This is a genomic window from Methylobacterium sp. J-067, assembly GCF_022829465.1.
Classification (GTDB): domain Bacteria; phylum Pseudomonadota; class Alphaproteobacteria; order Rhizobiales; family Beijerinckiaceae; genus Methylobacterium; species Methylobacterium litchii.
Genome location: NZ_JAKSXZ010000097.1, coordinates 54,117 through 70,729, shown reverse-complemented (window position 1 = coordinate 70,729; position 16,613 = coordinate 54,117). Strand labels below are relative to the sequence as shown.

Sequence of the window (16,613 nt, the reverse complement as noted above, 5' to 3'; positions counted from 1 at the left end):
GCCGCCATGCGCGTCGCGATCATGCAGCCGTATCTGTTCCCGTATATCGGCTACTTCCAATTGATCGCGTCCGTGGATCGCTTCGTGATCTACGATGCGGTGAAGTACACGAAGAAGGGCTGGATCAACCGCAACCGCTTCCTGCGGGACGGCGAGGCCGTCACCTTCACCCTGCCGCTGGCCAGGGGCGCGGACGAACTCGACATCGCCGAGCGGCAGGTCGCGGGCGATTTCGCCCCGGACAAGCTCTGCGCGCAGATCGCGGGCGCCTACCGCCGTGCGCCCTTCTTCGCCGAGACGATGCCCCTGGTGGAGGCGGTGCTGCGGCACCGCGCGGAGAACCTGTTCCTCCACCTCCGCGAGGGCCTGACGCGCACCTGCGCGCATCTCGGCATCGCCACGCCGATCCTCACCGCCTCCGAAATCGAGGGCCGCACGGACCTGCGCAAGCAGGATCGCGTTCTCGGCCTGTGCGAGCGCCTGGGGGCCACGACATACGTGAACCCCATCGGCGGCACCGCGCTCTACGATCCGCAGGAATTCGAAGCGCGCGGCATCACCCTGCGCTTCCTGAAGGCGAGGCCCCTCGCCTATCTGCAATTCGGCGCGGAATTCGTGCCGTGGCTGTCGATCATCGACGTTCTCATGTTCAATGGGCGCGACGGCACGCGCGCGATGCTCGGCGAATGCGATCTTCTCGCCCGCCACGAGGCCGCCCCCGCCGGCCTGCCCGAGGCCGCGTGAGCGGGCCCGCGCCGCGCATCACCCGCAACCGCTCGGATGCGGAGGAGATCGCCCAACATCTCGCCGCCTGCTCCGCGAGCTTCGTCCCGCCGCTCGAAACCCGCGTCGGCATCGCGGACTATTCCGAAAAGCTCGCCCGGCGCGCCGAGCGGTTCGAGGCCTGGGAGGCGGATCGCCTCGTCGGGTTGGTGGCGATCTACTGCCCGGAGAATGGCGGCGACGCCTTCGTGAGCAACGTCAGCACCGTGCCGGATCGCGCCCGCCGGGGGATCGCGCAATCGCTCCTCGCCGAAGCCCTCGCCCATGCGCGGCAGCGCGCGCGGACGATGAGCCTTCAGGTGAATCGCCGCGCCCCGGCGCTCGCCCTCTATCGCCGCCTCGGCTTCGAGGCGGTGAGCGAGGACGGCGACACGCTCACCCTGCGCCTGCCCTTCGTCGAACGCAGCGAGGTGGCGCCTAGGCCATCGGCCTCGTCTGAACGCCCCAATCCTTCGTGAAGCGGAGGTTGTCCCGCGACAGATCCGCGATGGACGAGCAGCCCATCAGGCGCATGTCGCGCTCGATCTCGGCGTGCATCAGGCCGAGCGCCTTCTCGACGCCCGGCCGTCCCGCGGCAGCCAGCGGGAACAGGTAGTAGCGGCCGAGGCCGACCGCCTTCGCCCCGAGGGAGAGCGCCTTCAGCACATGCGTCCCGCGCTGGACGCCGCCATCCATGATGACGTCGATGCGGTCGCCGACCGCGTCCACGATCTCGGCGAGCTGGTCGAAGCCCGTGGTGGAGCCGTCGAGCTGGCGGCCGCCGTGGTTCGAGAGCACGATGCCGGTGCAGCCGATCTCGACCGCGCGCTTGGCGTCCTCCACCGACATGATGCCCTTGAGGCAGAACTGGCCGCCCCATTCCCGCACCATGAGGGCGACGTCGTCCCAGGTCATGCTGGGGTCGAGCATTTCGGTGAAGTAGCGGCTGATCGAGAGCGAGCCGCCGCCCATGTCGACGTGGTTGTCGAGTTGCGGAAGCTTGAAGCTCTCATGGGTGGCGTAGTTGATCGCCCAGGCGGGCCGGATCGCGAATTGCAGCATCCCGCCGAGCGTCAGGCGGAAGGGAATTGAGAAGCCGGTGCGCTTGTCGCGCTCGCGGTTGCCGCCGGTGATGCTGTCCACGGTGAGCATCATCACCTGGATGCCGGCCTGCTTGGCGCGGGCCATCATCTCGCGGTTCAGGCCGCGATCCTTGTGGAAGTAGAACTGGTAGACCTGCGGCCCGCCGCTGATCCGTCGCGCCTCCTCCAGGCTCACCGTGCCCAGCGACGAGACGCCGAACATCGTGCCGTACTTGCCGGCCGCCGCCGCGACGGCGCGCTCGCCATCGTGGTGGAACAGGCGCTGCAGCGCGGTCGGCGAGCAATAGACCGGCATGGCGAGCTTCTGGCCCATCACCGTCACCGACATGTCCACGTCGCCGACGCCGCGCAGGACGTTGGGCACGAGGCTGCAATTGTCGAAGGACGAGGTGTTGCGCCGGTACGTGACCTCGTCGTCGGCTGCGCCGTCGATGTAGTCGAAGATCGGCCGGGGCAGGCGGCTCTTCGCCATGCGGCGGAAGTCGTGGAACGAGTGGCACTGAGAAAGGCGCATCATCAAACTCCGCAGGCGCTCGCGATCCCCGCGACGGGGACAGGGGACGCCATGGGCGCCCCCTGTCCGGTTCGGCTCAGTGGACCACCGCCGGGGTGACGACCGTGGGCGGAACCAGGGCGGTGAAGGGCGGCACGTAGGCCTGGAGCATCACCAGCAGTCCGACGAGGCACGCCAGCGCGATCGAATGGAAGAACACGTAGCGCAGGATCTTCGATTCACCGCCGTACCATTGGGTCGCGGTGGAGGCCACGACGATGGACTGCGCGTCGATCATCTTGCCCATCACGCCGCCCGAGGAGTTCGAGGCCGCCATGAGGATCGGCGACAGGCCGAGCTGTTCCGCCGTGATCTTCTGCAGGCCGCCGAACAGGACGTTCGAGGCCGTGTCCGATCCCGTCAGCGCCACACCGAGCCAGCCGAGCATCGCCCCGAAGAACGGGTAGATCCAGCCCGTCTGGGCGAAGGCGAGGCCGAGGGTGGCGTCGGTGCCCGAGTAGCGGGTGACGTAGCCCAGCGCGAGCATCGCCGAGATGGTGATGAGCGAGTACCGGACGATGTAGGCCGTCCGCCCGTATTCCTTCACGAGCTTGAACGGGTTGAAGCCTAGGATCAGCCCGCCGACGATGGACGAGAACAGGATGCCCGTGCCCGTCGCCGAGAGGATGTTGAAGGTATAGACCGCCGCCTCGCTGTGCGCCTTGGCGACGACCGGCGGCACCTTGAAGACGAGGTTGTGCAGGTACGGCACCGGCAGCTTGTAGATGAAGAGCGAGTCGAGCCAGGCGCGGAACTGCGGCGTGCCCCAGGCGAAGACGAAGACCGAGAGGATCAGCCAGGGCAGCCACGCGCGGAACACGGCGCCCGCGCTGTGCGTCCGGGCAGGGGCGACGGGCGCGGTGGCCGCGGTTGCGCCGGCGGGGGTCGCGGTGTCCGTCGAGGTCCAGATCCGGGCGGGCTTCCACACCCGCAGGAAGCTTGCGAGCGCCGCCATGGAGCAGATCGCGGCGATGACGTCCACGAGCCACGGGCCGTGGAAGTTCGACACGAGATATTGCGGGACGGCGAAGGAGACGCCCGCGACGAGCAGCGCCGGCCAGACTTCCCACATGCCCTTGCGGCCGGCGAAGGCCCAGATCAGCCAGAACGGCACGATTACCGAGAAGAACGGCAATTGCCGCCCGATCATGGCCGAGAGTTCGAGGAGATCGAGCCCGGTGACGGCCGAGAGGGCGATGACCGGTGCGCCCAGCGCTCCGTAGGCGACCGGCGCGGTGTTGGCGATGAGCGAAAGGCCGGCGGCGGCGAGCGGCGTGAAGCCCAGGCCCATCAGCATCGCGGCGGTGACGGCGACCGGCGTGCCGAAGCCCGCCGCGCCCTCGAAGAAGGCGCCGAACGAGAAGGCGATGAAGAGGAGTTGCAGGCGGCGATCCGGCGTGATGCCCGCGATGGAATCGCGCAGGATGTCGAACTGCCCCGTCTGCTCGGTGAGCCGATAGAGAAAGATGACGTTGAGGATGATCCAGCCGATGGGCAGCAGGCCGAAGGCCGCGCCGTAGGCGGCGGTGGCGCCGGCCATCTGCGCCGGCATCCCGAAACCGATGATCGCCACGAGGAGGGCGGTGACGAGACCGAGCAGCGCCGCCGTATGCGCCTTCATGTGCAGGAGGCCGATGCCGCCGAGCAGGACGATGATCGGCAGGGCCGCGAGCGCCGTCGATCCGAACGTGTTCGCCAACGGATCGTAGACTTGGTTCCAGGTCACGCCTTGTCCTCCCCTTTTTGCATCGTCGCGATGCGGCCCCGGTCGTCATTCCCGCAGGTGGCGTGTATGCGGCTAACCTTAGCTGGACCGATGGCGGCGGCTTGGTAAAATGAATTGACCAAGCTCGTCAATTGGAAATAGCATTTGCCCAAAGCGATTCATCCGGCGATGTCCGTGGGGTCCGAAGGCTGGGGTGGGGCATGGAGCAGGATCCCATCAAGGGCGAGAGCGTGGCCGAAAGCACGGCCCGCCACCTGAAGGACCTCATCGCCGAGGGGACGCTGAGCCCCGGCGATCTGCTGCTTCCCGAGCGCGACCTCGCCCTGCAACTCCACGTCTCGCGGCCGACCCTGCGGCAGGGAATCAAGATGCTGGAGAAGGACGGGCTCATCGTCTCGACCCCCGCCGGCCGCTCGGTGGCGCCGCTCGGCCGCGAGATCACCGACCCGCTGATCGCGCTGATCGCCTCCCACGCGGAGGTCGTGGACGATTACCTGGAGTTCCGGGCAACAACGGAGCGGATGGCCGCCCGACTCGCCGCCGCACGGGCGAGCGCGGTGGACCGGGACCGCCTCGCGACATGCATGGAGCGCATCGACCGCGCGCACGAGCAGGGGAACGACCGGGAGGAGGCCGAGGCCGATGTCGCCCTGCACATCGCGGTCTACGAGGCGAGCCACAACCTCGTCGTGCTGCACACGATGCGCGCCCTGTCCGGTATGCTGCGCCAGGGCGTGATCGAGAATCGCGAGACGCTGTTCGCCCGCCCGGAGACGCGCGACCGGCTCTATGCCCAGCACCGGGAGATCACCGCCTGCGTGCTGGCCGGCGATGTCGAGAAGGCAGGCGAGGCCGCCGAGGCGCATATCCACTACACCCACAGCGCGCTCAACGAGATCAAGGCGGCGGAAGCACGACTTCAGGTTTCCCTGCGTCGTCTGAACCACGGCGGACTCACCGCAAAGCACAAAAACGAGAAATAACCTTCGCTGCGTTGCACTCGGTGACAGGGCGTAGGCAAATCGCGCGAATAACACAGACAAGAGCTTGCTTTCCCCGGGCACCTCCTTTGTACTGGCCCGACAGAGCCGCCGTCAGAGCGGCCTTGCACGGGAGGAAGCATGGCCTCGGTGGGAATCCGCGAGGTTCGCAAGGCTTTCGGTTCGACGAATGTCTTGCACGGTGTCTCCGTGGACATTCGGGATGGCGAATTCGTCATCCTCGTCGGCCCGTCCGGCTGCGGAAAGTCGACTCTTCTGCGCATGATCGCCGGGCTGGAGAACATCTCCGGCGGCGAAATCCGAATCGGTGAGCGGGTCGTGAACGATGTGCCGCCGAAGGAGCGGGACATCGCGATGGTGTTCCAGAACTACGCGCTCTACCCTCACCTCACGGTGCGCGAGAACATGGCCTTCTCGATGCGCATCCGGAAGGCGGCGGCGTCGGAGATCGATCAGCGCGTCGCCAGGGCCGCGCAGATCCTGGGGCTCGCGCCCCTCCTCGACCGCTACCCGCGCCAATTGTCCGGCGGGCAGCGCCAGCGCGTCGCCATGGGCCGGGCCATCGTGCGCGACCCGCAGGTCTTCCTATTCGATGAGCCGCTGTCGAACCTCGACGCGAAGCTGCGCGTCGCCATGCGCACCGAGATCAAGGAGCTTCATCAGCGGCTGAAGACGACGACGATCTACGTCACCCACGACCAGATCGAGGCCATGACCATGGCCGACCGGATCGTGGTGATGCACGACGGGATCGTGGAGCAGATCGGGCCGCCGCTCGACCTCTACGACCGGCCCGACAACCTGTTCGTCGCGGGCTTCATCGGCTCGCCGGCCATGAACTTCATCCCCGGCCAAGTCCGGTCGAACGGCCATCTCGCCTTCGTCGCCGAGGGCGGGCTGACGATCCCGCTGAAGGACGCGCCCTCGGGAAGCGAGGGACGGCCGCTGATCCTCGGCATCCGGCCGGAGCATTTCGACCTCGCCCCCGATGGTCTCGCCGCCGAGGTGGTGGTGGTGGAGCCCACCGGCTCCGAGACCATGCTGGCCGTGCGGGCCGGCGGCCAGGACATGACCTGCGTGCTGCGCGAGCGCGTGAGCGAACGGCCGGGCGAGATCGTCTCGCTCCGCCCGAACCGCGTGCACTTCTTCGACGCCGGGACCGGCCGTCGCCTGCCGAGCTGATCAGCCCCGAGGGAGACCCTACGATGACCGCTCTCGACCGCCGTTCCCTCCTCGCCGGCGCCGCCGCGACCGGCCTCGCCGCCGGAAGCGACCTGCTCGGCTTCGCCAAAGCCTGGGCGCAGACCACGGAATGGAAGCCCGAGCCGGGGGCGAGCCTGTCGCTGCTGCGCTGGAAGCGCTTCGTCCCGGCCGAGGACGAGGCCTTCATGAAGCTGGTGGAGGCCTTCACCAAGGCGACGGGGGTGAAGGTCACCGTCACCAACGAATCCTTCGACGACATCCAGCCCAAGGCGTCGGTCGCCGCCAACACGGGCCAGGGGCCGGACCTCGTGTGGGGGCTGTTCTCCTTCCCTGCCCTATTCCCCGACAAGTGCCTGCCGTTGGAGGATGTCGCGGAGTCGCTCGCCAAGAAGTACGGCCCGTTCTTCCCCTCGGCGGAAGCCTACGGCAAGGTGAAGGGCAAGTGGATCGCCATCCCCGTCGCGTTCAACGGCGGCTATCCGAACTATCGCATCTCGGCGATGAAGAAGGCCGGGTTCGACAAGTTCCCCACCGACACGGGGGGCTTCCTCGAACTGTGCCGGGGTCTGAAGAAGAACAACACCCCCGCGGGCTTCGCGCTGGGCCACGCCACGGGCGACGGCAACACATGGTGCCATTGGGCGCTGTGGTCGCACGGCGCCAACCTCGTGGACGCCAACGAGAAGATCGTCATCAACTCGCCGGAGACGGCGAAGGCCCTCGAATACGTCAAGAACCTGTACGAGACCTTCGTGCCGGGCACGGTGTCGTGGAACGATTCCTCGAACAACAAGGCGTTCCTGGCGGGCGACCTTTACCTCACCAACAACGGCATCTCGATCTACGCCGCCGCCAAGAAGGACAACCCGAAGCTCGCCGAGGACATGGACCACGCGGTGTGGCCCATCGGCCCCGTTGGCAAGCCGACCGAATTCCAGCTCGCCTTCCCGATCCTGGCCTTCAAATACTCGAAGGCGCCGAACGCCTGTAAGGCCTTCATCAGTTTCATGATGGAGGCCGCCAATTACGGGCCGTGGCTGGAGGCGGCGCAGGGTTACCTCTGCGAGCCGCTGTCGAACTACCCCAAGAACCCGATCTGGACGAACGACCCGAAGAATGCGGTCTTCGCCGAGGCCGGGCGGCGCTCCTTGGCGGCGGGCGGCCTCGCCCCGGTGAGCGAGCGGATCGCGGCGGTGCTGGCGGATTTCGTCGTCGTCGACATGTTCGCGAGCCACTGCACCGGCCGCGAGGACGTGAAGACCGCGATCAAGAACGCCGAGCGCGCGGCCCAGCGCATCTTCCGCAACACCTGACGCCCAAGGGCCGGAGGCGAGACCATGGCGCACACCGCCCTGACACGGCCCGCCCCGGTCGCGGTCCCGACCCGCTCGGCCTGGACCCGCCTTCGGGCGAGCCGGGGCTGGGCGGGCTTCTGGTTCATGCTGCCGACCGCGCTGATCCTCGGCCTGTTCCTGGCCTATCCGCTTTTGAAGGGCATCTGGCTGTCCTTCACCAACACGCGGATCGGCCGCGAGGGCGTGTTCATCGGTCTCGAGAACTACGAATGGCTCTGGGACGACGACGTGTTCTGGCTGTCGGTGTTCAACACCTGCCTCTACACCGCCGTCGCCTCGGTGGTGAAGTTCGGCGTCGGGCTGTATCTCGCCCTGCTGCTCAACAAGAACATGCCGTTCAAGTCGATCATCCGCTCGATCGTGCTGATCCCCTTCGTGGTGCCGACCGTGCTCTCGGCCATCGCGTTCTGGTGGATCTTCGACAGCCAGTTCTCGATCATCTCGTGGTCGCTGCGGCATCTCGGGATCATCGACGGCAACATCGACTTCCTCGGCGATCCCAACACGGCCCGCGCCTGCGTGATCTTCGCCAACATCTGGCGCGGCGTGCCCTTCATCGCGATCACGCTGCTCGCCGGATTGCAGACCGTCTCGCCCTCGCTCTACGAGGCCGCGACCCTCGATGGCGCCTCGAACTGGCAGATCTTCTCGCGGATCACCCTGCCGCTGCTCACCCCGATCATCGCCGTGGTGATGACCTTCTCGGTGCTGTTCACCTTCACCGACTTCCAGTTGATCTGGGCGATGACGCGCGGCGGGCCGGTGAACGCCACGCACCTGATGGCCACCCTCTCGTACCAGCGCGGCATCCTCTCCGGGACGCTGGGCGAGGGTGCGGCCATCGCCACCGCCATGGTGCCGTTCCTGCTCGCCGCCATTGGCATCTCGTGGTTCGGCCTTCAGCGCAGGGCCTGGCAGTCCGGGGAAACCGACCGATGAGCGCGCCCGCACCGCCCGCCCATGCCGACCCGCGCCTCAACCCCGTCATGGAGGCAAGGCCGGCGGGGATCACCGACAATTCGGAGGGCATGGCCTATCTGGAGCGCCTGCCCCGGCGGCTTGTGACAACCTACCTGCCGCTCCTCGTCATCCTCGCGGTGCTCCTGTTCCCGTTCTACTGGATGGCGCTCACCGCCATCAAACCGGACGAGCAGCTGATCGACATGGAGCGGTTCAACCCGTTCTGGGTGGTGGACCCGACCTTCAAGCACATCCACAAGCTGCTGTTCGAGACACAATATCCCCGCTGGCTCTGGAACACGATGTACGTGTCGGTTCTGGCGACAATGCTGTCGCTCTTCGCCAGCGTGCTCGCGGCCTATGCCTGCGTGCGGGTCCGCTTCCGGGGTGCGGGCTGGGTCGGCGCGGCGATCTTCCTCGCCTACCTCGTGCCCCCTTCGATCCTGTTCATTCCGCTCGCCACGATCATCCAGGCCTACGGCCTGTTCGACTCGCCCATCGCCCTGATCCTCGCCTATCCGACGATCCTGATCCCGTTTTCGACGTGGCTGCTGATGGGCTACTTCAAGACCATCCCCTACGAGTTGGAGGAATGCGCCCTCATGGACGGCGCGAGCCGCTGGCAGATCCTTACCAAGATCATCCTGCCGCTGGCCTTCCCCGGGCTGATCTCGGCCGGCATCTTTTCGCTGACGCTCTGCTGGAACGAGTTCATCTACGCCCTGACCTTCCTGTCCTCGACGCAGAACAAGACGGTGCCCATCGCCGTGGTGAGCGAGTTCGTGGACGGCGACGTCTACAAGTGGGGCTCGCTGATGGCCGGCGCGCTGCTCGGCTCGCTGCCGCTGGTGATCCTCTACTCGTTCTTCGTGGAATATTACGTGTCCGCGCTGACCGGCGCCGTGAAGGAATAGCCCCGCCGCGTTCCTGTACGGACACTGCATAGCGGCTTCAGAATGGGTTCAACGCGCCGGCCCGAGACTGTCCTCATCGTGAAACGAAAGGGCAGTCCCATGAAGGCACGTCTCGTCGGTCTCGTCGCCGCCACGCTCCTGCTGATCCCCGGCGCGGCCTCGGCGCAATGGTATGACCACGGCCCGCGTCACCATCACGGCCACCACGGCTGGGGCCATCACCGCCCGCACCACGAACATGGGTACGGCTACGGCTACGGTCCCCGCCGGCACCACCACCATGGCCACCACCGTCCCCACCATTGGGGACACCATCACCACCATCATCACCACGGCTACTGACGCGCCGCTTTATTCCGTCATCGCGCCCGTGCATGGTGCCTCCCGGCGCGGGCGCGCCCAAGCTTGGGAGGCATTGAATGGATCGTCGCGTCCTGCTGACGGGCGTCGGCTCCGTGGCCGCATGGACCGCGTTGCGACCCGGCCCTGCCGCCGCGGGCGACAAGACGACCATCGTGCTGTGGCACGCCATGTCGGGCGCCAACGGCGAGGAGGTCGAACGCCTGGCGCGCGACTTCAACGTCAGCCAATCGGACGTGACACTGGAAGCGGTGTTCAAGGGTACCTACCCGGAGACCCTGACGGCGGCCATCGCCGCCTACCGCGCCGGCAAGGCGCCGCACATCGTCCAGATTTTCGAGGTCGGCACGGGGACGATGCTGCAGGCGGGACCGGCCATCAAGCCGGCCTGGAAGCTCGCGGAGGAGACCGGGCTCGCCCTCGATCCGAAGGCCTACATCCCCGGCGTGCGGGGCTATTACAGCCTGCCGGACGGCAAGCTCGCCTCGATGCCGTTCAACTCCTCGACGGCGGTGATGTGGTACAACCGCGACGCCTTCGAGAAAGCCGGACTCGACCCGGACAAGCCGCCGGCCACCTACGACGACTTCGCCAAGGCCGCCCGCACGCTCGCGTCGAAGGCGGCGACGCCCATCGCCAGCACTTCCGCCTGGATGACGTGGATCCAGTTCGAGGAATACGCCGCGATCCAGAACCTGGCCTACGCCACCGAGGGCAACGGCTATGACGGGCTCGGCGCGCAACTCCTCATCAACACGAAGCCCTTCGTCGATCAGCTCCAGCGCTTCATGGACCTGTCGAAGGACGGTGCGTTCAAATATGCCGGCCGCGATACGGCGCCGGATGCCGTCTTCTATTCGGGGCAGGCGGCCATCGGCTTCGGCTCGTCCTCCGGCCGCGCCGACATCGTGAAGAACGCAAAGTTCCGCTACGCCGAGGCCTTCCTGCCCACCGAGCCGGCGCTGAACCCGAAGCCCAACAACTCGATCATCGGCGGCGCGAGCCTCTGGGCCATGACTGCGCCCAAGCGCACCGAGGCCGAGTACAAGGCGGTTGCCGCCTTCTACGGCTTCATCTCGAAGCCCGAGCAGGTCGCCCTCTACGCGCAGCACACCGGCTACGTGCCCGTGACCAGCGCCGGCTACGAGGCGACGAAGCAGGCTGGCTATTTCGAGAAGAACCCCGGCACCGACGTGCCCGCGCAGCAGCTTGGGCGGGGTGAGCTTACCCCCAACTCGCGGGGGCTGCGGCTCGGCCGCCTGCCGGAGATCCGGGTGATCCTCTACGAGGAGATCGAGAAGGCGCTCCAGGGCCAGCAGGGTGCGCAGGCCGCCATGGACAGCGCCGTCGCGCGGGGCAACCGCGTGCTGCGCGAGTTCCAGAAATCCGCCCGGGGCTGACGCGGCGGATCTGGACGCTCTCCACCCATGGAACGACGTACGCTGTTTCCCGGCAAGCTCCTGCCGGCGCTGCTGATCCTGCCTCAGCTCGTGCTGACGCTGGTCTTCTTCCTGTGGCCGGCGGTCCAGGCCATCAAATCGAGCCTGGAGCGTGAGGATGCCTTCGGCACCAGCACGGAATTCGTCGGGCTCGAAAACTTCGCCGATCTGTTCGGCGATCCCCTCTACGTTGCGGCCATCGGGCGGACGGCGTTGTTCTGCGGCTGCGTCACCCTCCTCTCGATGGGGGTGGCGCTGGGGCTCGCCGTCCTCGCCGATACCGAGATCCGGGGGCGGGCCTTCTACCGCACGATGCTGATCTGGCCCTACGCCGTGGCGCCGGCCATGGCGGCGGTGCTGTGGGTGCTGATGTTCCACCCGCAGATCGGCCTCGTCGGGGCGTGGCTGAACCGGATCGGCATCGATTGGGACTACAAGCTCGACGGCACGCAGGCGATGGCGCTGGTGATCCTGGCCGCCGCGTGGAAGCAGATCAGCTACAACTTCATCTTCTTCCTGGCCGGGCTGCAGGCCATCCCGAAGACGATCATCGAGGCGGCGCGGATCGACGGCGCCCGAGGCTTCCGCCGCTTCCGCACCATCGTGCTGCCGCTGCTGATGCCGACCGTGTACTTCCTGCTTGTGGTCGATCTCGTCTACGCCGCCTTCGAGACCTTCGCGACGGTCTACGCGGTGAATGCCGGCGGGCCGGGGCAATCGACCCAGACGCTGGTGCTCAAGGTCTATCTCGACGGCATCGTCAACGCGAATGTCGGCTCGTCCTCCGCGCAATCGGTGGTGCTGATGGTCGGCGTCATCGTGCTCTGCGCCCTGCAATTCCGCTTCCTCGGGCGGAAGGCCGTGACCTGATGCGCCGCTCCGCCCTCCACCTCATTCCCCACGCCGTCCTGATCCTGGCGATCCTGCTCTTCGCCCTGCCGATCTGGATCGCCATCGCTGGCTCGACGCAGGACTCCGCCGCCATTGCGCGGGGGGAGGTCTCCCTCGTGCCGAACCTCAACGGGCTCAGCGTCTACCGCGACGTGCTGCTCGACGGTTCGGCGGGGGCCGGGCCGGTGTGGCGGGCGCTGCTCGTCTCGGCCGGGATGGCGCTCGCCATCGCCTTCGGCAAGATCGCCCTGTCCCTGCCCTCGGCCTACGCGGTGACGTTCTTCCGCTTCCCCTTCCGGATGACGGCTTTCTGGCTGATCTTCCTCACCCTGATGCTGCCGGTCGAGGTGAGGCTGATCCCGACCTTCCAGGTCATGTCGTCCCTCGATCTCATCAACAGCTTCACCGGCCTGACGATTCCGCTCATCGCCTCCGCGACGGCGACGCTGCTGTTCCGGCAGACCTTCCTTGCCATCCCCGACGAACTGGTCGAGGCGGCACGGATGGACGGGGCCGGGCCGCTGCGCTTCCTGCGGGACATCGTGATCCCGGTCTCCGGCGCGAACATCGCGGCCTTGTTCGTGATCCTGTTCGTCTACGGCTGGAACCAGTATCTGTGGCCGCTCCTCGTCGCGACGGACCCGAAGCTCGACACGGTGGTGATCGGCATCGTCAAGATGATCGGCGTCGACACCGCGACCGAGTGGAACAAGGTCATGGCGACGGCGGTGCTGGCGCTGATCCCGCCCGTGGCGGTGGTGCTCCTGATGCAGCGCTGGTTCGTGAAGGGCCTCACCGAGGGGGACAAGTGATGGCGGGCCTGACGCTCGACGGCCTGCGCAAGAGTTTCGGCGCCAACGAGATCCTGAAGGGGGTCGATCTCACCCTCGCCGATGGCGAGATGCTGGTGATCGTCGGCGCCTCCGGCTGCGGGAAATCCACCCTGCTGCGCCTCGTGGCGGGGCTGGAGACGCCGACGGACGGCCGCATCCTGATCGACGGGCGCGACGTCACGCAGCTCGATCCGTCCGCCCGTGACATCGCGATGGTGTTCCAGAACTACGCGCTCTACCCGCACATGAGCGTGTACGAGAACATGGCCTACGGGCTGAAGATCCGTGGCCTGCGCAAGGCCGAGATCCGCGCCAAGGTCGATGCCGCCTCCTCGCTCCTCGGCCTCGAAGCGCTCCTCGACCGTAAGCCGCGCCAACTCTCCGGCGGGCAGCGCCAGCGCGTCGCCATGGGCCGCGCCATCGTCCGCGACCCGAAGCTGTTCCTGTTCGATGAGCCGCTGTCGAACCTCGACGCGAAGCTGCGCGTGCAGATGCGCGGCGAGATCCGCCGCCTGCAGCGCCGGTTGAAGGTGACGAGCCTCTACGTCACCCACGATCAGGTCGAGGCGATGACGCTGGGCGACCGCCTGCTGGTGATGCACCAGGGCGTGCCAGTTCAGCTGGCCACGCCGACCGAGATCTTCGAGCGCCCGGCCGACACCTACGTCGCCGGCTTCATCGGCTCGCCCGCGATGAACCTCCTGACCGGCCTCATGCGCCGCAACGGCACCGCCATCACGGTCGAGGATACCGAGTTCGATCTCGGGCCGCAGCGCTACGCGCTCCCGGACGGCCACCCGGTGTTCCTCGGCATCCGGCCGGAGCATGTCGCCCTCGCGGCGGACGGCATGGCGTGGCCGGTCGAGGTGGTGGAACTGCTCGGATCGGAGATGCTGGTCCATGCCACCCGGCCCGGCGGGGCGACGCTGACCCTCCGCACGCCGAACCCGCCCTCGGGCGGGCCGGGGATGGGCGAGGCGATCCGCGTGGCCTTTCCGGCCGACAGGATTCACGTCTTCGACCGGGCCTCGGGCCGGCGGATCGAGCCTGCCTAAGCCGCCGCGTCCTCCCCAGCTTTCGGTTCGGACCATGCGCCGCGATGGCGCATAACGTTTCCGTGAAAGAATCCGCCTCGGTATGGTTGTCGGCACAAGGCCGCATGTTGCGGACGTTGCCGCTGCGGACCGGGGTGAGAGACGGATGGACCAGAGAACACCGCTCGACCTCGCCTACGATGCGGTCGCGGCCGCGCGTCTCGTCGCCTCGACGGCGCCGTTCCGGGCCGCCGCGCAGGATCGCGACGACGGCTTCCCCAGCGAGGACGTCGCCGACCTCGCCCGCCTCGGCCTCCTGGCCGCGCCCATCCCCGCCGCAGCCGGCGGCACCGGCCTCGGCGACGAGCCGGGAGCCTGCGCCCTCGCGGAGGTGTTGCGCCTCGTCGGATACGGCAGCCTTGCCCTTGGGCGGCTCTACGAGGGCCACGTCAACGCCCTGCAACTCGTCGCCACGCACGGCGATGCCGCCCAGCGCGCCCGGCTCTTCGCCGATGCCCGCGCAGGACATCTCTTCGGGGTCTGGAACACCGAGCCGCCGGATAACGGCCTCGTCCTGAGGGAGGCCGGAGACGGCCTGCAACTCGGCGGCGTGAAGACCTTCGCCTCCGGCGCGGGATACGTGACCCGCGCCCTCGTCACCGCGCGGCGGGACGGCGTACCGGGCACGCTCATGCTGGTGATGCCGCTCGACCACGGCACCCGCGCCGACCTTTCCGCGTGGCAATCGCAGGGGATGCGCGCCTCGGCCACCGGCACCCTCGACTTCACCGGCCTGCCGGTGCGCGAGGAGGACATCCTCGGCGAGCCCGACTCCTACTCCCGACAGCCGGCCTTCTCCGGCGGGGCGTGGCGCTTCGCGGCCGTCCAACTCGGCGGCATCGAGGCTGTGTTCGACGCGTGGCGGGCCCATCTCACCCGCACCGGCCGTGGCGGCGACCCGCACCAGCTCGCGCGGCTCGGCGAGGGGGCTCTCGCCCTCGAAGGCGCCCGCAACTGGGTGAAGCGCGGCGCCGAGACCGTCTCCGACGCCATCCTACCGCCCGCGCGGATCGTCGCCACGATCAACCTCGTCCGCCTCGCCGTCGAGCGCGCGGGGCTCGACGTGCTGCAACTGGCGCAGCGTTCGGTCGGCTTGCAGGGCTTCCTGCGCGGTCATCCGCTGGAACGCCTGTCGCGCGATCTCGCGACCTACCTGCGCCAGCCCGCCCCCGATGGCGCCCTGGTCGGCGCGGCGGCGGAGATCCTGAAGGCCGACGGCCTCGTCGGCGACCTGTGGGACGGGGACGTCACGTGAGCCGTTTCACGTCCTCACTGCCGCCGAGCTACTTCGACGGCCAGTATGCCGGCAGTGCCGACCCCTGGCAGCTGGCCACCAGCGACTACGAGCGCGAGAAATACGCGGCCACCCTCGCCGCCCTGCCCGCCCCGCGCTTCGCCTCGGCCGTCGAGGTTGGCTGCTCCATCGGCGTGCTGACGCGGGCGCTGGCGGAGCGCTGCGATGCCGTCCTCGGCCTCGATGTGGTGGACAAGGCGCTGGAGCAGGCGCGGGACCGCAACAAGGATCTCACCTATGTGCGCTTTGCCCGCGCCCAGGTGCCCGGCGAATGGCCGGAGGGGACGTTCGACCTGATCGTCCTGTCCGAAGTGGTCTACTTCCTCGATCCCATCGACGTGGAGCGTCTGGTCGAACGGGTGAAGGGCAGTTTGCGGCCGGGCGGCACCATCGTCCTCGTGCATTGGACGGGGGTGACGCATTATCCGCTGAGCGGCGACGAGGCTGCCGAGCTGTTCATGGCGACCGGCCGACCGTTTCTTCGCGCCATCCACCATGGCGCGACGGACGCGTACCGCCTCGACGTGCTCGTGAACGATCCGGGGGACCGCGCATGACGACGGCCGGCTGGCTCGACACCCCGCAGCGCTACGGCCGCGTCAGCCGCGCCTTCCATTGGCTCATGGCGGCGCTCTTCGCGTGGCAATTCGCCGGGGCGCTGCTCTACGTCACCATCGGCGACACGGCCATCACGCGATTCGTCGGCGGAAGCCATTTCACCCTCGGCTTCACGCTCTTCGTGCTGGTTCTGTTTCGCGGGATCTGGGGGCTCGCGAACATCCGGCGCCGCCCGATCCACGACGGCCGTCTCGGGCGAGCCGCGACGTTCGGGCATGGGCTGATCTACGCGCTGATGGTCGTCATCCCGAGCTTGGCGTTGCTGCGCCAATACGGCTCCGGCAAGCCGTTCACCCCTTACGGTATTCCGGTGATGCCGGGGCGGGACGACAGGATCGCGTGGATGATGATCCCCGCCGACCTTTTTCATTACTGGCTGGGCTTCACGCTGATGATCGTCGTCCTCGGCCACGTGGCGATGGCGATGGTGCACAGGCTGCGCTGGAAGGACGACACGCTGGCGCGGATGACGTGACCGCGCCAGCGTGTCGCTCGATGCCGTGATGA

17 protein-coding genes are annotated in these 16,613 nt (G+C 67.7%); 15 read left to right on the top strand and 2 right to left on the bottom strand.

All coding sequences use genetic code 11. From position 1 onward, the window contains the following. Positions 1–6 precede the first annotated feature (6 nt). Positions 7–744, top strand: a complete 738-nt coding sequence (locus MKK52_RS11260) for a WbqC family protein (RefSeq protein ID WP_243953924.1) — start codon at positions 7–9, stop codon at positions 742–744. Next, positions 741–1,241 carry a GNAT family N-acetyltransferase gene (locus tag MKK52_RS11255; RefSeq protein WP_243953922.1) on the top strand — a complete coding sequence of 167 codons (501 nt, stop codon included), beginning with the start codon at positions 741–743 and terminating at the stop codon, positions 1,239–1,241. The genes MKK52_RS11260 and MKK52_RS11255 overlap by 4 nt, the downstream gene beginning before the upstream one ends. On the opposite strand, the gene MKK52_RS11250 is transcribed toward MKK52_RS11255, so the two are convergent. Beyond that, entirely contained in the window at positions 1,201–2,379 is a 1,179-nt protein-coding gene (locus MKK52_RS11250; RefSeq protein WP_243954104.1) for an alpha-hydroxy acid oxidase, read from the bottom strand. The genes MKK52_RS11255 and MKK52_RS11250 overlap by 41 nt on opposite strands. Positions 2,380–2,455: 76 nt before the next feature. After that, on the bottom strand, positions 2,456–4,144 hold the full coding sequence (locus tag MKK52_RS11245) for an L-lactate permease (RefSeq protein ID WP_243953920.1): 1,689 nt from the start codon (positions 4,142–4,144) through the stop codon (positions 2,456–2,458). A 200-nt stretch (positions 4,145–4,344) separates the two neighbouring features. On the opposite strand from MKK52_RS11245, the gene MKK52_RS11240 reads away from it, so the two are divergent. From MKK52_RS11240 to MKK52_RS11180, 13 genes are all read left to right on the top strand, one after another. Next, complete coding sequence (locus MKK52_RS11240; protein WP_243953918.1) at positions 4,345–5,127, top strand: FCD domain-containing protein; 783 nt, start codon at positions 4,345–4,347, stop codon at positions 5,125–5,127. Positions 5,128–5,265: 138 nt separating this feature from the next. Then, complete coding sequence (locus tag MKK52_RS11235; RefSeq protein ID WP_243953916.1) at positions 5,266–6,327, top strand: ABC transporter ATP-binding protein; 1,062 nt, start codon at positions 5,266–5,268, stop codon at positions 6,325–6,327. Between the two features lie 23 nt (positions 6,328–6,350). Then, the gene (locus MKK52_RS11230) at positions 6,351–7,661 is read left to right on the top strand and encodes an ABC transporter substrate-binding protein (RefSeq protein WP_243953915.1); all 1,311 of its coding nucleotides are present in this window, start codon (positions 6,351–6,353) and stop codon (positions 7,659–7,661) included. A gap of 24 nt (positions 7,662–7,685) precedes the next feature. Beyond that, the gene (locus MKK52_RS11225) at positions 7,686–8,642 is read left to right on the top strand and encodes a carbohydrate ABC transporter permease (protein ID WP_243953912.1); all 957 of its coding nucleotides are present in this window, start codon (positions 7,686–7,688) and stop codon (positions 8,640–8,642) included. Positions 8,643–8,689: 47 nt separating this feature from the next. Next, a complete protein-coding gene (locus MKK52_RS11220; protein WP_243954103.1) occupies positions 8,690–9,577 on the top strand; it encodes a carbohydrate ABC transporter permease in 888 nt (295 codons plus the stop codon). Between the two features lie 99 nt (positions 9,578–9,676). Beyond that, positions 9,677–9,919: a hypothetical protein gene (locus MKK52_RS11215; protein ID WP_243953910.1), complete on the top strand. Its 243-nt coding sequence runs from the start codon at positions 9,677–9,679 to the stop codon at positions 9,917–9,919. 77 nt (positions 9,920–9,996) lie between these two features. Next, the gene (gene ugpB, locus MKK52_RS11210) at positions 9,997–11,337 is read left to right on the top strand and encodes a sn-glycerol-3-phosphate ABC transporter substrate-binding protein UgpB (RefSeq protein ID WP_243953909.1); all 1,341 of its coding nucleotides are present in this window, start codon (positions 9,997–9,999) and stop codon (positions 11,335–11,337) included. Between the two features lie 27 nt (positions 11,338–11,364). Further along, entirely contained in the window at positions 11,365–12,246 is an 882-nt protein-coding gene (locus tag MKK52_RS11205) for an ABC transporter permease subunit (protein ID WP_243953907.1), read from the top strand. Continuing rightward, positions 12,246–13,079 (top strand): sn-glycerol-3-phosphate ABC transporter permease UgpE, encoded by an 834-nt coding sequence (gene ugpE / locus MKK52_RS11200; RefSeq protein WP_243953905.1) that lies wholly within the window; start codon positions 12,246–12,248, stop codon positions 13,077–13,079. The genes MKK52_RS11205 and ugpE overlap by 1 nt, the downstream gene beginning before the upstream one ends. Further along, positions 13,079–14,155, top strand: a complete 1,077-nt coding sequence (locus MKK52_RS11195; RefSeq protein ID WP_243953903.1) for an ABC transporter ATP-binding protein — start codon at positions 13,079–13,081, stop codon at positions 14,153–14,155. The genes ugpE and MKK52_RS11195 overlap by 1 nt, the downstream gene beginning before the upstream one ends. A 145-nt stretch (positions 14,156–14,300) precedes the next feature. Continuing rightward, a complete protein-coding gene (locus tag MKK52_RS11190) occupies positions 14,301–15,449 on the top strand; it encodes an acyl-CoA dehydrogenase family protein (protein ID WP_243953901.1) in 1,149 nt (382 codons plus the stop codon). Then, positions 15,446–16,045, top strand: coding sequence for a class I SAM-dependent DNA methyltransferase (locus tag MKK52_RS11185; protein ID WP_243953899.1), 600 nt, complete (start codon positions 15,446–15,448; stop codon positions 16,043–16,045). Before MKK52_RS11190 ends, MKK52_RS11185 begins: the two co-directional genes overlap by 4 nt. Next, positions 16,042–16,581, top strand: coding sequence for a cytochrome b (locus tag MKK52_RS11180; RefSeq protein ID WP_243953897.1), 540 nt, complete (start codon positions 16,042–16,044; stop codon positions 16,579–16,581). The genes MKK52_RS11185 and MKK52_RS11180 overlap by 4 nt, the downstream gene beginning before the upstream one ends. Positions 16,582–16,613: the final 32 nt, after the last annotated feature.